Consider the following 15,192-nt stretch of genomic DNA (forward strand, 5'->3'; position numbering starts at 1 on the left):
CCTGATCGCGCGCGGTGTCAGGGTGTCGTGACGTCCGCGCGGTCGATCGCGATGTTGTTGCCGCTGCTGGCGCCGTTCTTCCGGCCGCTGTTGGTGATGGTCAGGGTGTGGTTCCCCGCCGCCAGCACCGGGCTGGTCCACACCGCGCCCGAGGCGTTCCTCGCCGGCGCGTAGCCGTCCACGTCCACCGGGGCGCCGCCGTCCAGCGAGAGCGTCATGATGCCCTGGTCGGTGTCCCGTACAACGTAGAGGACGGCCTTGGTGCCGCTGAAGTGGAAACCGGCCTGAGCGCCGCTGGTGAAGGACCAGTTGGCGGTCTGCTGGTACATGTCGCTGACGCCGTTGGTGACGCCCCAGTTGGCGCCGTACTGGAAGTGGTCCGGGTCGGCGGTGTTGGTCGCGGTGCCGTCCACCGTCACCGTGTGGTCGACGGGACCGGTCGAGCCGTTGCCCGGGGTGAGGGTGACGGTGTACGCGTCGGTGCCGCCGGTGACCGAGACCGGCACATGCAGGGTGTTGCCGTTCGGTGCCACATCGCTGTCGAACACGGTGACCGGGCCGCCGCTGAGCGGGTTGGCGTCCGGGATGCGCTGGATGGTGGCGTGCACCTTGCCGTTGCCGAGCAGCCAGGAGGCGGCGGACAGGTTCTGGAAGTCCACCGACGTGGTGCCGCCCTGGCCGGAGTTGTTGCCGATCAGCGCCCTGACCTGGCGGGCGCCGCTGTCCAGCGCCGCGGCCACCGCCGTGCCGCCGTTGGTGGTGCTGCCCAGCAGGTGGCCGCTGAGCTTGGCGTACGCCTGGTAGACGTACCACTGGCCGGTCGGCTGCCCGTTCACCAGCAGCGAGTCCAGGGTGCCGGCCGTGCAGCAGTCGCTCCAGATGGCGTGTGCGGCGCCGGTCACCCCGGAGGCGGCGAGCCGGTCGAGGAACCAGGCGGTGTATGCGGAGTTCTGCTGCTGCGAGAACAGGTACTCGTTGATGGTCAGCGGCAGCCCGCTCACCCCGTGCGCGGCCAGCAGCCCGCGGGCGTCGGCGGCGTCGGCGGCCGGGTCGTTGCCGAAGTGCCAGTTGACCACGTTCGGCAGGGTGTTGTCGGTCCTGGTCTGGCCGAGGAAGCCGTCGAGCCAGCCGTGGTTGTAGCCGCTGTAGGACGGGCCGACGATCTGCGCGGAGGGCGCCAGCCGGCGGATCTCGCGGACCGCGGTGTCCCACATCTGGTAGTACTGCGGGCTGTTGACGCCGCGCTGCCAGAAGCCGGTGCCGTCGGGCTCGTTCCATATGTCGTACGACACCCGCACGCCGGACGCCTGCACATCGGTGACCAGCCGGTCGATGAAGGACTTCCAGTTGGAGCAGTCCCCGTTGTCGCACGGGTAGACGGTGTTGGCCGGCTGGGTGGTGTCGGCGCCCCACACGTCGGAGACGAGCAGGTGGTAGGTGGCGGAGTAGGGGGCCGCGGTGACCCGGCGGGCCTGGGAGAGCGCGGAGTCGAGCCGCACCCGGTAGCCGGAGCCCGCGCTGTAGCCGTCGCCGAGCCAGCCGGCGCCGGCGATCCGGGCACCGCCGCCGCGGAACAGGCCGGGCTTGAGCGGTTGCAGCAGGCTGTCGGCCGGTCCCGAGCCGTCCTGGCTCAGGCCGTACAGGAACCCGGAGCCGACGGCGGTGGGGGCCGCGCCCTGGTTCGCCAGGTCCACCGAGACCGTGGTGTCGGCGGCGGCGGCCCGCGACGGGCTGAGGGTGGCGGCCGCCAGGGCGGCGGCGCCGAGAACGGCGAGCGCGGCGAGCGTGCGGGCCCGCGGCCGCCTGGTGGATGGTGCCGAGCGACGTGTCATTGCAACTCCCTGTGGGGGGTGAAGGGTTGGGCGTTGTCGCGTACGAAGAGCGGGACGGCGTCCAGCGGCGCCGCCACGGTGATCCAGCTGCCTCCCTCGTAGCGGGTGGTGGGGGCGCCGGCCCCGTCCAGTCGCGTCCAGGCCGGGCCGGCCGGCAGGTAGACCCGGCGTTCGCGGGCGCCGGGCCGGACGACCGGGGCCACCAGCAGGTCGGAGCCGCACAGGAACTGGTCGTCCACGTCCCAGCCGGCCGGGTCGTCGGGGAACTCCAGCAGCAGCGGCCTGATCAGCGGCAGCCCGGTGGCGGCCCCGGCGTCCAACTGCTGGTGCAGGTACGGCCGCAGCCGCTCGCGCAGCCGCAAGGAGGCGGTCATCGCCGCCTCGGCCCGCTCGCCGTACGACCAGATCTCGTTGGGGCCGCCGCCGACGCCGATCGGGCCCTGGAAGACCCGGGGTTCGCGGTGGCCGTGCAGCCGCAGCAGCGGGCAGAAGGCGGCGAACTGGAACCAGCGGACCATCAGTTCGCGGTACTCGGTGTCCTCCGGGTCGCCGCCGTGGAAGCCGCCGATGTCGGTGGTCCACCACGGGATGCCGCTGAGCGCCACGTTGAGCCCGGCGCGGATCGAGTCGGCCAGCGCCTCGAAGGTCGCGGGTATGTCCCCCGACCACAGCGCGGCGCCGTACTTCTGCGAGCCGGCCCAGGCCGATCTGACCAGCGAGAGCACCTCGGTCTCGCCCTGCTCGACGAGGTGCTCGTGGATGCCGCGGGCGTGCTCGCGCGGGTAGAGGTTGGCGACCTCGGCCCCGGGGCCGGCCGCGTAGTTGAGGTTCTGCGGATGGCCGGGGCGCATCTCGGGCTCGCAGGCGTCCAGCCAGAAGGCGCGGATGCCGAGCTTGTAGTAGTGCTCCTGGAGCCGGTCCCACAGCGCGGCGCGGGCGCCGGGGTCGGTGGCGTCGTAGAAGGCCACCCCGATGCCCTCGGGGGCGTCCTCGTGGTCGGGCCATTCGGCGTGCACGGTGGCGCCGCTGTAGGTGGCCACCAGGTGCCCGGCGTCCCGCAGTTGCGGATAGGCGGCCGACAGCGGGCTGACCGAGGGCCACACCGAGACGGCCAGCTCGACCCCCAGCGCGCGCAGTTCCTCCACCATGGCCCGCGGGTCGGGCCAGTCGCGGCGGTCGAAGTCCCAGTCGCCGAGGCTGCGCCAGTGCAGGTAGTCCACCACGATCACCGACAGCGGCAGCCCGCGGCGGGCGTACTCCCGTGCCACGTCCAGGACTTCGGCCTGGTCCCGGTAGCGCAGCTTGCTCTGCCACAGGCCGGACGCCCAGCGCGGGAAGGCCGGCGCGTGGCCGGTGGCGTCGGCGTAGCGGGCGAGGATGTCGGCCGGGGTGCGGCCGGCGGTGAGCCAGTAGTCGAGCTGCCTGGCCCGGTCGGCGACCCAGCGGGTGCCGTTGGCGGCGAACTCCACCCGGCCGACGGCCGGGCTGTTCCACAGGAAGCCGTAGCCGCGGCTGGACAGCGCGAACGGGATGGACACCTCGCCGTTGCGCTGCTGGAGTTCGAGCACCGTGCCCTTCTGGTCGAAGCGGCCGTGCCCGTGCTGGCCGAGGCCGTGCACGCGCTCGTCGTCGTGCCCGGCGAAGCGCTGCTCGATCCGGTAGGTGCCGCCGCCGGCCGGGTCGAAGTGCCGGGCGCCCGGCCACCAGAAGTGCGGCGGCTGCTCGCGCAGCAACTCCTCGCCGGTGTCGGTGCGTACGGCGCTGAGCAGTCCGTCGGCGGCGTCCACGGTGATCCGCAGCAGGCCGTTGCTGAGCGTGGCGTGCGTGTCGTGCACGTCGATCTCGCAGGGGGCGTCGGCCGGCACGTGCTCCAGTGCGCCGGGCAGGCCGTCGAGTACGCGGTGCAGGCCGGCCCTGACGCGGACGCTGTCGGGTCCCCACGGCTGGATCTCCAGCACGTGGTGGCCAAGGCGCCACCGCAGAAGATTCGGGAGGCGGGTGAACGCGGACGGCAAGGTGGTTCTCCTCAGGGTGAGTTCGGGGTGGGGACGGGCCGGGTGCGGCGGGCCGGGGGAAGGGCGGTCAGTCCTTGACGGCGCCGCTGGTGACGCCGGCCGCGACATAGCGCTGGGCGACGACGAGCAGCACGGCCGCGGGCAGCGACGCGATGATCCCGGTGGCCATCACGCTGTTCCAGTCGCTCAGGTGCGCCCCGATGAAGCGGTAGATGCCGACGGTGACCGGGGCCCGGTCGTCCTGCGTGGTGAGGGTGACCGCGAAGAGGAAGTCGGCCCAGGCGAACAGGAAGGAGAACAGGCTCGCGGTGACCACCGCGTTGCGGCAGACCGGCAGGATCACCGACCACAGCGTCCTGATCCGGGAGGCGCCGTCCAGCACGGCGGCCTCGCTGAGCTCGGCCGGCACCCCGCGCATCGCGGTGGTCAGGATCAGCGCGGCGAACGGCACGCAGAGCGTGGAGTCGGCCAGGACCAGTGCCAGCGGCGAGTTCAGCAGATGCAGCTTGTTGGCCGCGGTGTAGAAGGAGTTGGCCATCACCACGCCGGGGATCATCTGGGCGATCAGGAAGGCGAAGGTCAGGGTGCGGCCGCCGGGCGCCCGCAGCCGGCCGAGGCCGAACGCCGCCGGCACGGCGATCAGCAGCGTCAGCGCCACGGTGCCGGCCGACACCCCGAGGCTGACCAGCAGATGGCCGCCCTGGCTGGACAGCGCGTTGCGGTAGCCCTGGAAGGTGCCGTGCACCGGGATCCAGGTCGGCGAGCTCTTCACCAGGTCGGTGGAGGGCAGCAGCGAGGCGTTCAGCATCCAGTACAGCGGGAAGAGCATCACGGCCAGGATCAGCAGCGCGATCACGGTGTTCAGCGGGCGGCTGATCCGGCCGCCCTCGGCCCCGCGCCGCGCGCGGGCGGCGGGGGCGCTCATCGGTCGGCCTGCCGCTGGGTGCGGGTGCTGCGCAGGTAGACGGCCGCGAAGACCACCGCCACCAGGATCAGCAGGTTGCCGACGGCCGCGCCGCGGCCGAACAGCAGCTGCTGGAAGGACAGGTTGTACGCGAACGTGGTCAGGGTCTGCGAGGAGCCCGCGGGCCCGCCCTGGGTGAGGATCATGATCACGTCGAAGACCTTGATCGTGTAGATCAGTCCCAGGGTCAGCACCACGGCGGTCACCGGCCGCAGCAGCGGCAGCGTGATGTGCCGGAAGCGCCCCCAGGCACCGGCGCCGTCCAGCGCCGCGGCCTCGTACAGCTCGCCGGGGATGCTCTGCAGGCCGCCGTAGAGGATCACCATGTTGAACGGGATCCCGACCCAGATGTTCACCAGCGTCACCGCGATCAGCGAGTCGTGGGTGCTGGCCAGCCACGGGATCGGGTGGCCGGTCAGGTGCAGCGAGAGCAGGGCGTGGTTGAGCACCCCGGAGTCGGTGTCCAGGATCCAGCGCCAAGCGGTGCCGGAGACCACCAGCGGCAGCAACCAGGGGATCAGCAGCAGCGAGCGCAGCGGTCCGCCCAGCGGGAACCTGCGGTTGAAGAACACCGCGAGCGCCAGCCCGATGCCGAACTGGAAGACCAGCGAACCGGCGGTGAACACCGCGGTGTTGAGCACCGTGCGGCCGAAGTGGCTGTCGTGGAAGACGGCCCGGTAGTTGTCCCAGCCGACGTAGGGGGCCACGCCGGTGTAGAACGACGAGACCGTGTAGTTCTGGAAGCCCATCCGCACGCTGCCGGCCAGCGGGTACAGATAGAACCCGGCGACGTACAGCCAGGCGGGGGCAACGAAGGCGACGGCCGCCCAGCGGGCCCGGCCGCTGCCGGGCCCGCCGCGGCCGCGGCGGCCGGCCGGCGGGCCTGCGGGCGCGTTCTTCGCCGCGGGCACGGCGGCGCCCTGAACGGTGGTGGACATGGTGTGCATCCCGTCCGGTGCTAGTTCTGTGCCGACTGCTGGGCCTGGGCGAGCGCCGACTTCGGCGCGGTGCCGCCGGCCAGCGACGCCTGGATCGCGTCGGCGAGGGCCTGGCTGACCTTGGGGTAGGCGGTGCCGAGTTCGGTGGTGCGGGCCTTGGCGGTGCCGATCTCCTGCACGAAGGCGGCCATCTGCGGTTCGGAGGCGGCCAGTTGGGCGGCGGCCTGCTGGTTGCTCGGGATGTAGCCGGCGTCCTTGGACCACTTGGCGCTCTCGTCCCTGCCGAGCAGGCACTTGACGACCTTGAGCGCGTTCGCCTCGCGCCCCGCGTTGCTGTGGCCGACCGTCCAGGTCTCGCCGCCCAGCGGGGTGACGGGCTTGGCGGCGGCGTCCGGCACCGGGATGGGCACGATGCCGAAGTGCAGCTTCTTGTTCCCGTTGAGCGTGGGCAGCTGCCAGGGCCCGTTCACCATCATGGCCGCGTTGCCCGCCATGAACTGGTCGTTGACGTCGGCCTGGGTCCAGGTGACCACCGACTTGGAGGCGGATCCCGAGCCGACCAGGTCCTTCCACAGCCCGAGCGCCTTCTCCGCCTGCGGCGAGTCGAGCTTCTTCAGGTCGGCGCCCGCGGTCCAGAAGAACGGCTCGAACTGGAAGGCGCCCTCCTCGGTGCCGACCGCGCTGAACGCCACCCCGTACCGCGAGCCGTGGGTCAGCTTCCTGGCGTCCGCGGTGAGCTCGTCCCAGGTCTTGGGCGGGGTGAGTCCGGCCGCCGTGAAGGCGTCGGTGTTGTAGTAGAGCGCCAGGCCGTTGACGCCGGGCGCGATGCCGTACGTCTGGCCCTGGTACTGCCCGGCCTGCACGATCGACGGGTACAGGCCGGTGGTGCTCAGGCCGGCCTTGGACAGCGACACCAGTCCCCCGGTGGCCGCCAGCTGCTGGAGGTCGGGGTTGTCGATCAGCGCCAGGTCGGGCAGCGAGCGGGCGGACGCCTGCTGGAGCAGCTTGGGCATGAACTGGGCGCGCGGCACCTGCTGGTGCTTGATCGTCACGCCGACCTGCTTGCCGCAGGCGTCGAGTATCTGCGGCAGCTGGGTGTTCTGCGGAGCGGCGTCGTAGTAGTCGATCTCGGTGAGGGTGTCCGAGCCGCCGCCGGAGCCGCCGGAGCCGGTGCCGCAGGCGGCCAGGGCCAGGACGCCGACGGCGGCGAGTGCGGCGAGGGTGCCGGGCCGCGCCGCGGTCAGCGGGGTCCGGCCGGCTCTGGCCGGTGCCTCGGCGGAGCGGGAGAAGCGTGTGGTGCGGCTCATGACGTGCCTTTCGAATTGATTCGACAGTGGCGTCGCGGCTGTCGGTGCCATCCACCGGCCGGCGGCCGGGCGTCAGTTCAGGGGGCGGTCCGGCGCGGGCCCTGCGGCGCGTGCGCGCCGCGGGCCGGTGCTCGCCCGGACCTTCAAGGTGGGCGCCAGCAGCGTCTCGGCCGGCAGCTCCTCACCCTCGATACGGCGGGCCAGGCTGCGTACGGCGGCCCTGGCCAGTTCCTCCGCGGGCAGCGACACCGAGGCCAGCGGCGGCGCGCACCGCTCGGCCTCGTCGTCGGTGCAGATCGCGATGACCGAGACGTCCTGCGGGACCCGGGCGCCGAGCCCGGCCAGCCGGTCGATCACCAGCGACAGCACCCGCTCGTTGTAGACGATCAGCGCGCTCAGGTCGGGCTGCCTGGCGAAGAGTTCGTCCAGCGCCCTGACCACCCCGCCGGGCGCCGGGTCGCACGCGGCCCAGGTGCCCCGCTGGCCGCGGGACTCCAGCGCGCCGAGCACCGACTCGCGGGCGTGGAAGGCGTAGGCCACGTCCCGGTCGAACGCGTCGGGCGACTGGGCGAGGTAGCCGACCTCGGTGTGGCCGAGCTCGTACAGGTGCTCGGCGCAGGCCCGGGCGGCCAGCGCGAAGTCGAAGTCCAGCCGGGGCAGTCCGTGCGCGTCGTCGGGGGTGCCGACCAGCACGGCGGGCCGCTTGAGCTTGGTCAGCAGCGGGATCCTGGGGTCCTGCCGCTGCACCTCCATCAGCATCACGCCGTCGACCAGCGCGCCGGCCACCGCGTCCCTGATCGCCGCCTCGCCGTCGTCGTCGGTGAGCATCAGCACCTTCAGGCCGCAGTCCTGAGCGGCGGTCAGGGCCGCCCAGACGTACGGCATCTGCACCTGGTTGTGCGGGCCGTAGACCATCGGCAGGGCCATCGCGATCACGCCGGTACGGCGGGTGCGGATGGAGCGGGCGCCGGCGTGCGGCCGGTAGCCGAGGGCGGCGATGCTGCGTTCGACGTGCTTGATCGTGTCGGGCGAGATGGTCCGGTTGCCGCTGAGGACGTACGACACCGTGCTGCGCGACACGCCCGCGTGCCGTGCCACATCCGCGATCGTCACCGTCATCGAACCGTCCCGACTCCCGTTCCTGATCCGGCCTGGCGGCCGGACCGTCGAACTGTCGAACTGATTCGACTGCCCGATTGGCGCAGAACGTAGCACGGCCGGGACGGGCCGACAAGGGATCTGTCCGAGCGGCCCGCCACCGCGTCGACCACGGTGGACGGCGGACCGTCAGGCCGCCGCCGCGGACTCCGGCTCCGCCGAGGACAGCGGCGAGGCGATGTCCTCCAGCGACCGGCCCTCCGCCTTCACCGCCAGGAACGCGGCCACCAGACCGGCGGCGCACATCAGCGAGGCGCCGATCACGAACGCCTCCACGGTGTCGCCGACCACCCCGGACTTGGTGAGGTCGGAGAAGACCAGCGGCCCGGTGATGCCGCCGGCCGCGGTGCCGATGGCGTAGAAGAACGCGATGGCCATCGCCCTGGTCTCCATCGGGAAGATCTCCGAGACCGTCAGGTAGGCGCTGCTGGCGCCGGCCGAGGCGAAGAACAGCACGACGCACCAGCAGGCGGTCATGGTGGTCGCGTCCAGCGAGCCGCGGTTGAACAGGTAGGCGGTGCCGAACAGCAGCAGACCGGACAGGATGTACGTACTGGAGATCATGATCCGCCGGCCGACGGTGTCGAAGAGCCGGCCGAGCAGCAGCGGGCCGAGGAAGTTGCCGGCCGCGATCACCGCGAAGTAGTAGCCGGTGCTGCCGGTGGACACGTCGAAGAAGGTGGTCAGGATGTTGCCGAAGCCGAAGGTGATGGCGTTGTACAGGAACGCCTGGCCGATGAAGAGCGACAGGCCCAGCACGGCGCGCTTGGGGTAGCCGCGGAACACCGTCTTGGCGATCAGCCAGAAGCCGATGCTCTTGCGCTGGTGGATGACCATCTCGGTCTCGGCGCGCGGCAGCCGCTTGCCCTTCTCCCGCTCGATCTCCTTCTCCACGTCTCCGACCAGCGCGTTCGCCTCGTCGGCCTGGCCGTGGATGAACTGCCAGCGCGGGCTCTCCGGGACGTGCCGGCGGACCAGCATGATCACCAGGCCGAGCACCACGCCGAGCGCGAAGGTCAGCCGCCAGCCGACGTTGACCGGGAAGATGTTCGTGTTGAGCGCGACGACCGACAGCAGCGAGCCGCCGACGGCGCCCAGCCAGTAGCTGCCGTTGATGATCAGGTCCACCCGGCCGCGGTACTTGGACGGGATCAGCTCGTCGATCGCGGAGTTGATGGCCGCGTACTCGCCGCCGATGCCGAAGCCGGTCAGGAACCGGAAGGTGAAGAACCACCAGGTGGAGAACGACAGCGCGGTCATCGCGGTGGCGGTCAGGTACACCGCCAGGGTGATCATGAACAGCTTCTTGCGGCCGAAGCGGTCGGTCAGCCAGCCGAAGAAGAGCGCACCGGTGCAGGACCCCGCCACGTACAGCGCGGCGGTGAGGCCGGTGATCTGGGAGGCGGAGATGTCCAGGCCGCTGCCCGGCTCGGACAGCCGGCCGGCGATGTTGCCGACCGTGGTGACCTCGAGGCCGTCCAGGATCCACACGGTGCCGAGACCGATCACGATCATCCAGTGCCAGCGCGACCACGGCAGCCGGTCGAGTCTGGCGGGCACGTCCGTGGTGATGGTGCCGCCGCCGGCGGAACCTGCCGCGGGGCCTCCCGCGGGCTCCCTGTGGCGCTTCGGTGCGGAATCCGACATCTCAAGATCACCTCCTCTTCGCAGTGTCACATCGGTGCGCGGGCCGCGCGCGGCGGCCGCGTCCACCCCGGCATACCAGGGACGATGGTGCGTCAGCTCCCGCTCAGCCCGCGGACATACGTCTGTCCCGTACACGGGCTGGTACGCACCCACGGAGGATCATCGTGCACACCGCGATCCGCGAGGCCCGCGACACGCTCGTCCCCGACCTGGCCGGACGGCACGGGCCGCTGCCCCCGCTGCTGCTCGGGCTGACCGTCGTCACCGGTCTGGTGGACGCCTTCAGCTATCTGGCGCTCGGTCATGTCTTCGTGGCGAACATGACGGGCAATGTGGTCTTCATGGCGTTCTCGCTGGCCGGTGCGAAGGGTTTCTCGCTGACGGCGTCGGTGGTGTCGCTGCTCGCCTTCGCCGCCGGGGCGCTGCTCAGCGGCCGGTTCGCCGGTCACCGGACGCCCGCCCACCGGGGCAGGCTGCTGCTGGCCACCACCGGGCTCCAGGTGCTGCTGGTGCTCGCCGCGCTGCTCGCCGACCAGCTGGCCGGCCGGCCGTCGTCCGGCTGGGGGCGGGTGGTGCTGATCGTGCTGCTGGGGCTCGCGATGGGTGCGCAGAACGGGACGGTACGGCGGCTCGCGGTGCCCGATCTGACCACCACCGTGCTCACCCTGACGATCACCGGGATCGCCGCCGACTCCCGCCCGGCGGGTGGCGCGGGCGGCAAGCCGGGGCGGCGGGTGCTGTCGGCGCTGGCGATGTTCCTGGGGGCGCTGGCCGGGGCGGCCCTGGTCGGGCACGATCACGCGGGGCTCTCGCTGCTGGCGGCCGCGGTGCTGCTGGCGGGCGTGGCGGCGGCGCTGGCGCCGCTGCGCCGGTCGGAGCAGCCGTGGACGCGGTGAGGTGCCGCGGAGGGCGCTTCCGGAAGTTTTTCCCCGCGTCCGGTCCGCGATGTACATCTGGCCGGCCGCCGATCGTCGTAAGGGTGAACGAGGGAACGGACGGACAGCCGAACCGACGGCCGGCCGGCGAGAACGAGGAGATCAGACGATGAAGTACCTCCTGCTCATCTGCAACGAGGGATCGTTCGACGCGACCCCGGAGGAACTGGACGCGACCGCCTGGGTGACCGAGATGGACGGCCGCGGGGTGCGGCTGTCCGGCAGCAGGATCCACGACGCGGCGGACGCCACCACCGTACGGAGCAAGAACGGCTCGACGCTGGTCACCGACGGCCCGTTCGCCGAGACGAAGGAGCAGATCTGCGGCTTCGACATCATCGACTGCGCCGATCTGGACGAGGCGATCGAGATCGCCGCGAAGCACCCGGTGGCCCGGTACGGCATGGTCGAGGTGCGGCCGTTCTGGACGGAGTGAGCGAGGCCGTCGCCACCGCCTGGGCGCAGGAGTGGGGCCGGGTGGTGGCGGCGGTGATCGCGACCACGGGTGACTGGGACCTGGCCGAGGAGTGCGCCCAGGACGCCTTCGCGCGGGCGCTGGAGCGCTGGCCGGACGAGGGCGTGCCGCGCCGGCCGGGCGCCTGGCTCACCACCACCGCGCGCAACCGGGCGCTCGACCGGCTGCGCCGGGCGGCGAACGAGAAGGCGAAACTGAAGGAGGTGGCCAGGCTGACGCCGACCGCGCAGCCGCCGCCGGTCGTCGGGGACGAGGAACTGCCCGACGACCGGCTGCGGCTGATCTTCACCTGCTGCCACCCGGCGCTGCCGCTGCCGGCCAGGGTCGCGCTGACCCTGCGCACCCTGACGGGCCTGAGCACCGCCGAGATCGCGGGGGCGTTCCTGGTGCCCGAGGGCACGATGGCGCAGCGGCTGACCCGCGCCAAGAACAAGATCAAGAACGCCGGCATCCCGTTCCGGGTGCCGCCCCGGGAGCAGCTTCCCGAGCGCACCGACGCCGTACTGGCCGTGCTCTACCTGCTGTTCAACGCCGGTTACGCGCCGGGCGCCGACGGTGCGGAGCAGCGCCGGGTGGCGGCCGAGGCGATCCGGCTGGCCCGGCTGCTGGCGGCGCTGCTGCCGGCCGAGCCGGAGGCCCGCGGCCTGCTCGCGCTGATGCTGCTGCACGACGCGCGGGCCGCCGCCCGTACCGGTCCGGACGGCGCCCTGGTCCCGCTGGACGAGCAGGACCGCACCGGCTGGGATCGGGACGAGATCGCCGAGGGCCTGACCGTCCTGGAGGACGCGCTGCTGACCCGGCGGCCGGGCCCCTACCAGGTGCAGGCGGCCGTGGCGGCCTGCCACGCCGAGGCGCGGGAGGCGGCGGAGACCGACTGGCGGCAGATCGCGCTGCTGTACGCGGAGCTGGCCCGGATGGCGCCGGGCCCGGTGGTGGAGCTGAACCGCGCGGTCGCGGTGGCGATGGCCGACGGGCCGGAGGCCGGCCTCGCGCTACTTGACCCGCTGCTGGCCGCCCGCGAGCTGACCGGCTATCACCTGCTCCCGGCCACCCGCGCCGACCTGCTGCGCCGCCTCGGCCGCCACGACGAGGCCGCGGCGGCCTACCGGGCAGCCCTCGACCTGGCCCCGACGGAGGCCGAGCGTCGCTTCCTCGCCATGCGGCTGGCAGAACTCTGACGGCGGCGACCGGCCGCCGGCGGGGTGGCCGCGCCTGACCGGCGGCGGAGAGCCGGCGTCCGGTTGCCACCCAGCGCCATAGCACCGTCCGCCCACGCGCCACCGGCCCGCGCGGCGGGTCCCGGGTTGGGACGCCGCGGGCCGCCCGGGATCTCTCCCACCTCGGCGATGCGGTCCGGCCGCCGCCGGTCCGGCCGAGCCTGACCGGCGGCAGGGGCCCGCGTCCGGTTGCCACCCGGCGCCACAGCACCGTCCGCTCGTGCGCCGCCGACCGGCGCGGCGGGACATCGCGGGGCGCCCGGGGGGTCTCCCACCTCGGCGATGCGGTCCGGCGCGGCCGCGCGCGGTAGCGTCCCCCGAGTCGCCGTACGCCCGCTCGGACGTATCCCGTCGCCACTTGGATTGACTCCTGTCACAGTGGCACGCAGGAACGTGCAAGGCTGACCGCGGCGTTCCGCTTCCGACCGACGAGGTGCGAGGTTTCCACGTGCGTTTGCCGACCGCTTGCGACGACCGCCACGACTCCGAGAGGACCCGCGGGCGCCGGCCGGCGTTCTCGCCGGTGCCCGGCCGGCGGCGCGCGGCGGCCGTAGCGGCGGTCGGGCTGCTGGTCGGGCTGGCGGGCTGCGGCAACGGCGGCTCCGGGACGCCGGCCGCCTCCGCCGAGTCGAGTTCCGCCACCACCTCGTCCGCCGCCCCGACCACCACCACCGCCTCGCCGAGCGCGTCGCCCAGCCCGTCCGCGAGCGGCACGACCCGCAAGCCGCCTCCGCCGGCGACCAGCACCAAGCCGGTGCCGGCGAGCTGCGTCGACCGGGCGATCTCCGGCATGAGCCGGGCGCAGCAGGTCGGGCAGCTGTTCATGTCCGAGGTCGGCTCCACCCGGATGAGTACGAGTCAGGCCGCGGCGATCACCCAGGGCAAGGTCGGTTCGGTCTTCCTGATGGGCCACACCTCCGCGGGCACCGCGGCGGTCCGGAAGGTCACCGACCAGGTGCGGAAGCTGGCCCCCTCGGTGCGCGGCGCCGATGTGGGGATGCTGGTGGCCACCGACCAGGAGGGCGGCCAGGTCCAGGTGCTCGGCGGCCCCGGCTTCAGCCCGATGCCGAGCGCGGCGGACCAGGGCAAGTGGTCGGACGCCAAGCTGCAGGCCGAGGCGACGACCTGGGGGCGGCAGCTCAGGTCGGCCGGCGTGACGATGAACCTGGCGCCGGTCGCCGACACCGTGCCGCCCGACCTGGTGAACGTCAACGAGCCGATCGGCAAGCTCGACCGCAACTTCGGCACCGACCCGGCGACGGTGGCCGGCCACAGCGACGCCTTCCTGCGCGGAATGCGCCAGGCGGGCGTGGTCCCCAGCATCAAGCACTTCCCCGGCCTCGGCCGGGTGACCGGCAACACCGACCTGACGGCGAACGTCAAGGACAACGTCACCACCACGACCGACCCGTACCTGCAGCCCTTCCGCAGCGGCATCCAGGCCGGCACACCGTTCGTGATGGTCGGCTCGGCGATCTACACCCGGATCGACGCCAAGAACCAGGCGGACTTCTCCCCGGCCGTGATGCGCACGCTGCTGCGCGGCAAGCTCGGCTTCAAGGGCGCGATCATCTCCGACGACATCGGCGCGGCCGTCGCCGTCAGCGACCGCTCCCCCGCCCAGCGCGCGCTGGACTTCATCGGCGCCGGCGGCAACGTGGTGCTCACCGTCAGGCCCGCCGACATCGTGCCGATGACCAGTGCGGTGATCAGCCGGATGGCGACGGACTCGGCGCTGCGCTCGTCGGTGGACGACAGCGTACGGCGGGTGCTGACGGCCAAGCTGAACGCGGGCCTGCTGACCTGCTGACCCCGAGGTTCTTGGGGCTCCCGGAGACCGGCGGCCCCGCCGGGCCGGACGGGCACCGGCGGCCGTCAGCCGCCGGAGACCGCCGGCCCCTTCTTGCCGGTCCTGCCGGCCGCCCACTGGTCCATCCGGGCGGTGATCTCGGCGAAGTGCTCGGCGATGGCTGCCGCGGCGGCCTCCGGGTCGCGGGAGCGCAGCGCCTCCAGCATGTGCCGGTGCTGGCGCACGACCTGCCGGTGGTCGGTGCGCGCCTTGCCCACACCGCCCTCCAACTGCCGGTACACGTCCCAGAACAGCGCGATGAGCTGGAGCACGAGGGCGTTGCCGAGCGGCTCGTAGATCAGCTCGTGGAACCGCCGGTCGTGGTCGGCCCGCCCGGCGTCGCCGTCGGCCTCCAGGCCGGCCAGCTCCTCGGCCAGCCGGTCGAGGTCGGCGTCGCTGAGTTCGAGCGCCGAGCGCCTGATCAGCCCGCTCTCCAGCAGCGCGCGGACCTCGACGATGTCGAGCATCGCCCGCGGATCCTCGCGGCGGACGGCCAGCCGGGAGTGGAAGAGCAGCCCGGGAGCCATCGAGCGCAGTTCCGCGGTGCCGACGTAGGTGCCGTAGCCGTGCCGGATGTCCACGATGCCGAGAGCTTGCAGCCCCTTGAGCGCCTCGCGCACCGAGTTGCGGCTGACCCCGAGGCTGCGCATCAGCTCGGGCTCCGGCGGCAGCGCGTCGCCCGCGTCGAGGTCGAGCCCGACGATCAGGTCGACGATCTGATCCTGCACGCTGGGCCGCCGGCCGCGGCCTTGATCCGGCTCCGGCTGCGCGGGGGGCTTGCGTTGCGCTGGCATGAGGCTTATGTTACCGCGATGTGTAGGACGTCGGACGTCCTACGTCCTACATACCGTTGAC

General features: G+C 72.6%; 12 protein-coding genes. 4 read left to right on the forward strand and 8 right to left on the reverse strand.

The window, feature by feature from the left end; translation table 11 throughout:
* Positions 1-17: 17 nt before the first annotated feature.
* The 7 genes from ACQPW6_RS03360 to ACQPW6_RS03390 all read right to left on the reverse strand — a co-directional run bounded on the left by ACQPW6_RS03360 (position 18) and on the right by ACQPW6_RS03390 (position 9,861).
* Positions 18-1,832, reverse strand: coding sequence for a beta-xylosidase (locus ACQPW6_RS03360; protein WP_433888009.1), 1,815 nt, complete (start codon positions 1,830-1,832; stop codon positions 18-20).
* The gene (locus ACQPW6_RS03365; RefSeq protein WP_433888010.1) at positions 1,829-3,955 is read right to left on the reverse strand and encodes a glycoside hydrolase family 31 protein; all 2,127 of its coding nucleotides are present in this window, start codon (positions 3,953-3,955) and stop codon (positions 1,829-1,831) included. The genes ACQPW6_RS03360 and ACQPW6_RS03365 overlap by 4 nt, the downstream gene beginning before the upstream one ends.
* Positions 3,915-4,772, reverse strand: coding sequence for a carbohydrate ABC transporter permease (locus ACQPW6_RS03370; RefSeq protein WP_433888011.1), 858 nt, complete (start codon positions 4,770-4,772; stop codon positions 3,915-3,917). Before ACQPW6_RS03370 ends, ACQPW6_RS03365 begins: the two co-directional genes overlap by 41 nt.
* Positions 4,769-5,749 carry a carbohydrate ABC transporter permease gene (locus ACQPW6_RS03375; RefSeq protein WP_433888012.1) on the reverse strand — a complete coding sequence of 327 codons (981 nt, stop codon included), beginning with the start codon at positions 5,747-5,749 and terminating at the stop codon, positions 4,769-4,771. Before ACQPW6_RS03375 ends, ACQPW6_RS03370 begins: the two co-directional genes overlap by 4 nt.
* A 20-nt stretch (positions 5,750-5,769) precedes the next feature.
* A complete protein-coding gene (locus tag ACQPW6_RS03380) occupies positions 5,770-7,056 on the reverse strand; it encodes an ABC transporter substrate-binding protein (protein ID WP_433888013.1) in 1,287 nt (428 codons plus the stop codon).
* 72 nt (positions 7,057-7,128) lie between these two features.
* A complete protein-coding gene (locus ACQPW6_RS03385; RefSeq protein ID WP_433888014.1) occupies positions 7,129-8,175 on the reverse strand; it encodes a LacI family DNA-binding transcriptional regulator in 1,047 nt (348 codons plus the stop codon).
* A gap of 168 nt (positions 8,176-8,343) precedes the next feature.
* A complete protein-coding gene (locus tag ACQPW6_RS03390) occupies positions 8,344-9,861 on the reverse strand; it encodes an MFS transporter (RefSeq protein ID WP_433888015.1) in 1,518 nt (505 codons plus the stop codon).
* 164 nt (positions 9,862-10,025) lie between these two features.
* Between ACQPW6_RS03390 and ACQPW6_RS03395 the strand changes: the two genes are divergently transcribed.
* From ACQPW6_RS03395 to ACQPW6_RS03410, 4 genes are all read left to right on the forward strand, one after another.
* Positions 10,026-10,757, forward strand: coding sequence for a YoaK family protein (locus ACQPW6_RS03395; protein ID WP_433888016.1), 732 nt, complete (start codon positions 10,026-10,028; stop codon positions 10,755-10,757).
* Positions 10,758-10,905: 148 nt separating this feature from the next.
* Positions 10,906-11,232, forward strand: a complete 327-nt coding sequence (locus ACQPW6_RS03400; protein WP_433888017.1) for a YciI family protein — start codon at positions 10,906-10,908, stop codon at positions 11,230-11,232.
* Positions 11,229-12,449 (forward strand): RNA polymerase sigma factor, encoded by a 1,221-nt coding sequence (locus tag ACQPW6_RS03405; protein ID WP_433888018.1) that lies wholly within the window; start codon positions 11,229-11,231, stop codon positions 12,447-12,449. The genes ACQPW6_RS03400 and ACQPW6_RS03405 overlap by 4 nt, the downstream gene beginning before the upstream one ends.
* A 487-nt stretch (positions 12,450-12,936) precedes the next feature.
* Positions 12,937-14,298: a glycoside hydrolase family 3 N-terminal domain-containing protein gene (locus tag ACQPW6_RS03410; RefSeq protein ID WP_433888019.1), complete on the forward strand. Its 1,362-nt coding sequence runs from the start codon at positions 12,937-12,939 to the stop codon at positions 14,296-14,298.
* A 65-nt stretch (positions 14,299-14,363) separates the two neighbouring features.
* Here the strand turns inward: ACQPW6_RS03410 and ACQPW6_RS03415 are convergent, their stop codons facing one another.
* Positions 14,364-15,131, reverse strand: coding sequence for a FadR/GntR family transcriptional regulator (locus tag ACQPW6_RS03415; protein WP_433888020.1), 768 nt, complete (start codon positions 15,129-15,131; stop codon positions 14,364-14,366).
* Positions 15,132-15,192: the final 61 nt, after the last annotated feature.

Origin of the sequence: Streptomyces sp. CA-111067 (assembly GCF_050956065.1) — a bacterium.
In the GTDB taxonomy this organism is placed as follows: domain Bacteria; phylum Actinomycetota; class Actinomycetes; order Streptomycetales; family Streptomycetaceae; genus Actinacidiphila.

Coding starts and splice junctions, on each gene's coding strand:
- ACQPW6_RS03375 (WP_433888012.1), bottom strand. CDS start 5,749: ATGTCCACCACCGTTCAGGGCGCCGCCGTGCCCGCGGCGAAGAACGCG.
- ACQPW6_RS03415 (WP_433888020.1), bottom strand. CDS start 15,131: ATGCCAGCGCAACGCAAGCCCCCCGCGCAGCCGGAGCCGGATCAAGGC.
- ACQPW6_RS03400 (WP_433888017.1), top strand. CDS start 10,906: ATGAAGTACCTCCTGCTCATCTGCAACGAGGGATCGTTCGACGCGACC.
- ACQPW6_RS03370 (WP_433888011.1), bottom strand. CDS start 4,772: ATGAGCGCCCCCGCCGCCCGCGCGCGGCGCGGGGCCGAGGGCGGCCGG.
- ACQPW6_RS03360 (WP_433888009.1), bottom strand. CDS start 1,832: ATGACACGTCGCTCGGCACCATCCACCAGGCGGCCGCGGGCCCGCACG.
- ACQPW6_RS03380 (WP_433888013.1), bottom strand. CDS start 7,056: ATGAGCCGCACCACACGCTTCTCCCGCTCCGCCGAGGCACCGGCCAGA.
- ACQPW6_RS03390 (WP_433888015.1), bottom strand. CDS start 9,861: ATGTCGGATTCCGCACCGAAGCGCCACAGGGAGCCCGCGGGAGGCCCC.
- ACQPW6_RS03365 (WP_433888010.1), bottom strand. CDS start 3,955: ATGTCGCGGCCGGCGTCACCAGCGGCGCCGTCAAGGACTGACCGCCCT.
- ACQPW6_RS03385 (WP_433888014.1), bottom strand. CDS start 8,175: ATGACGGTGACGATCGCGGATGTGGCACGGCACGCGGGCGTGTCGCGC.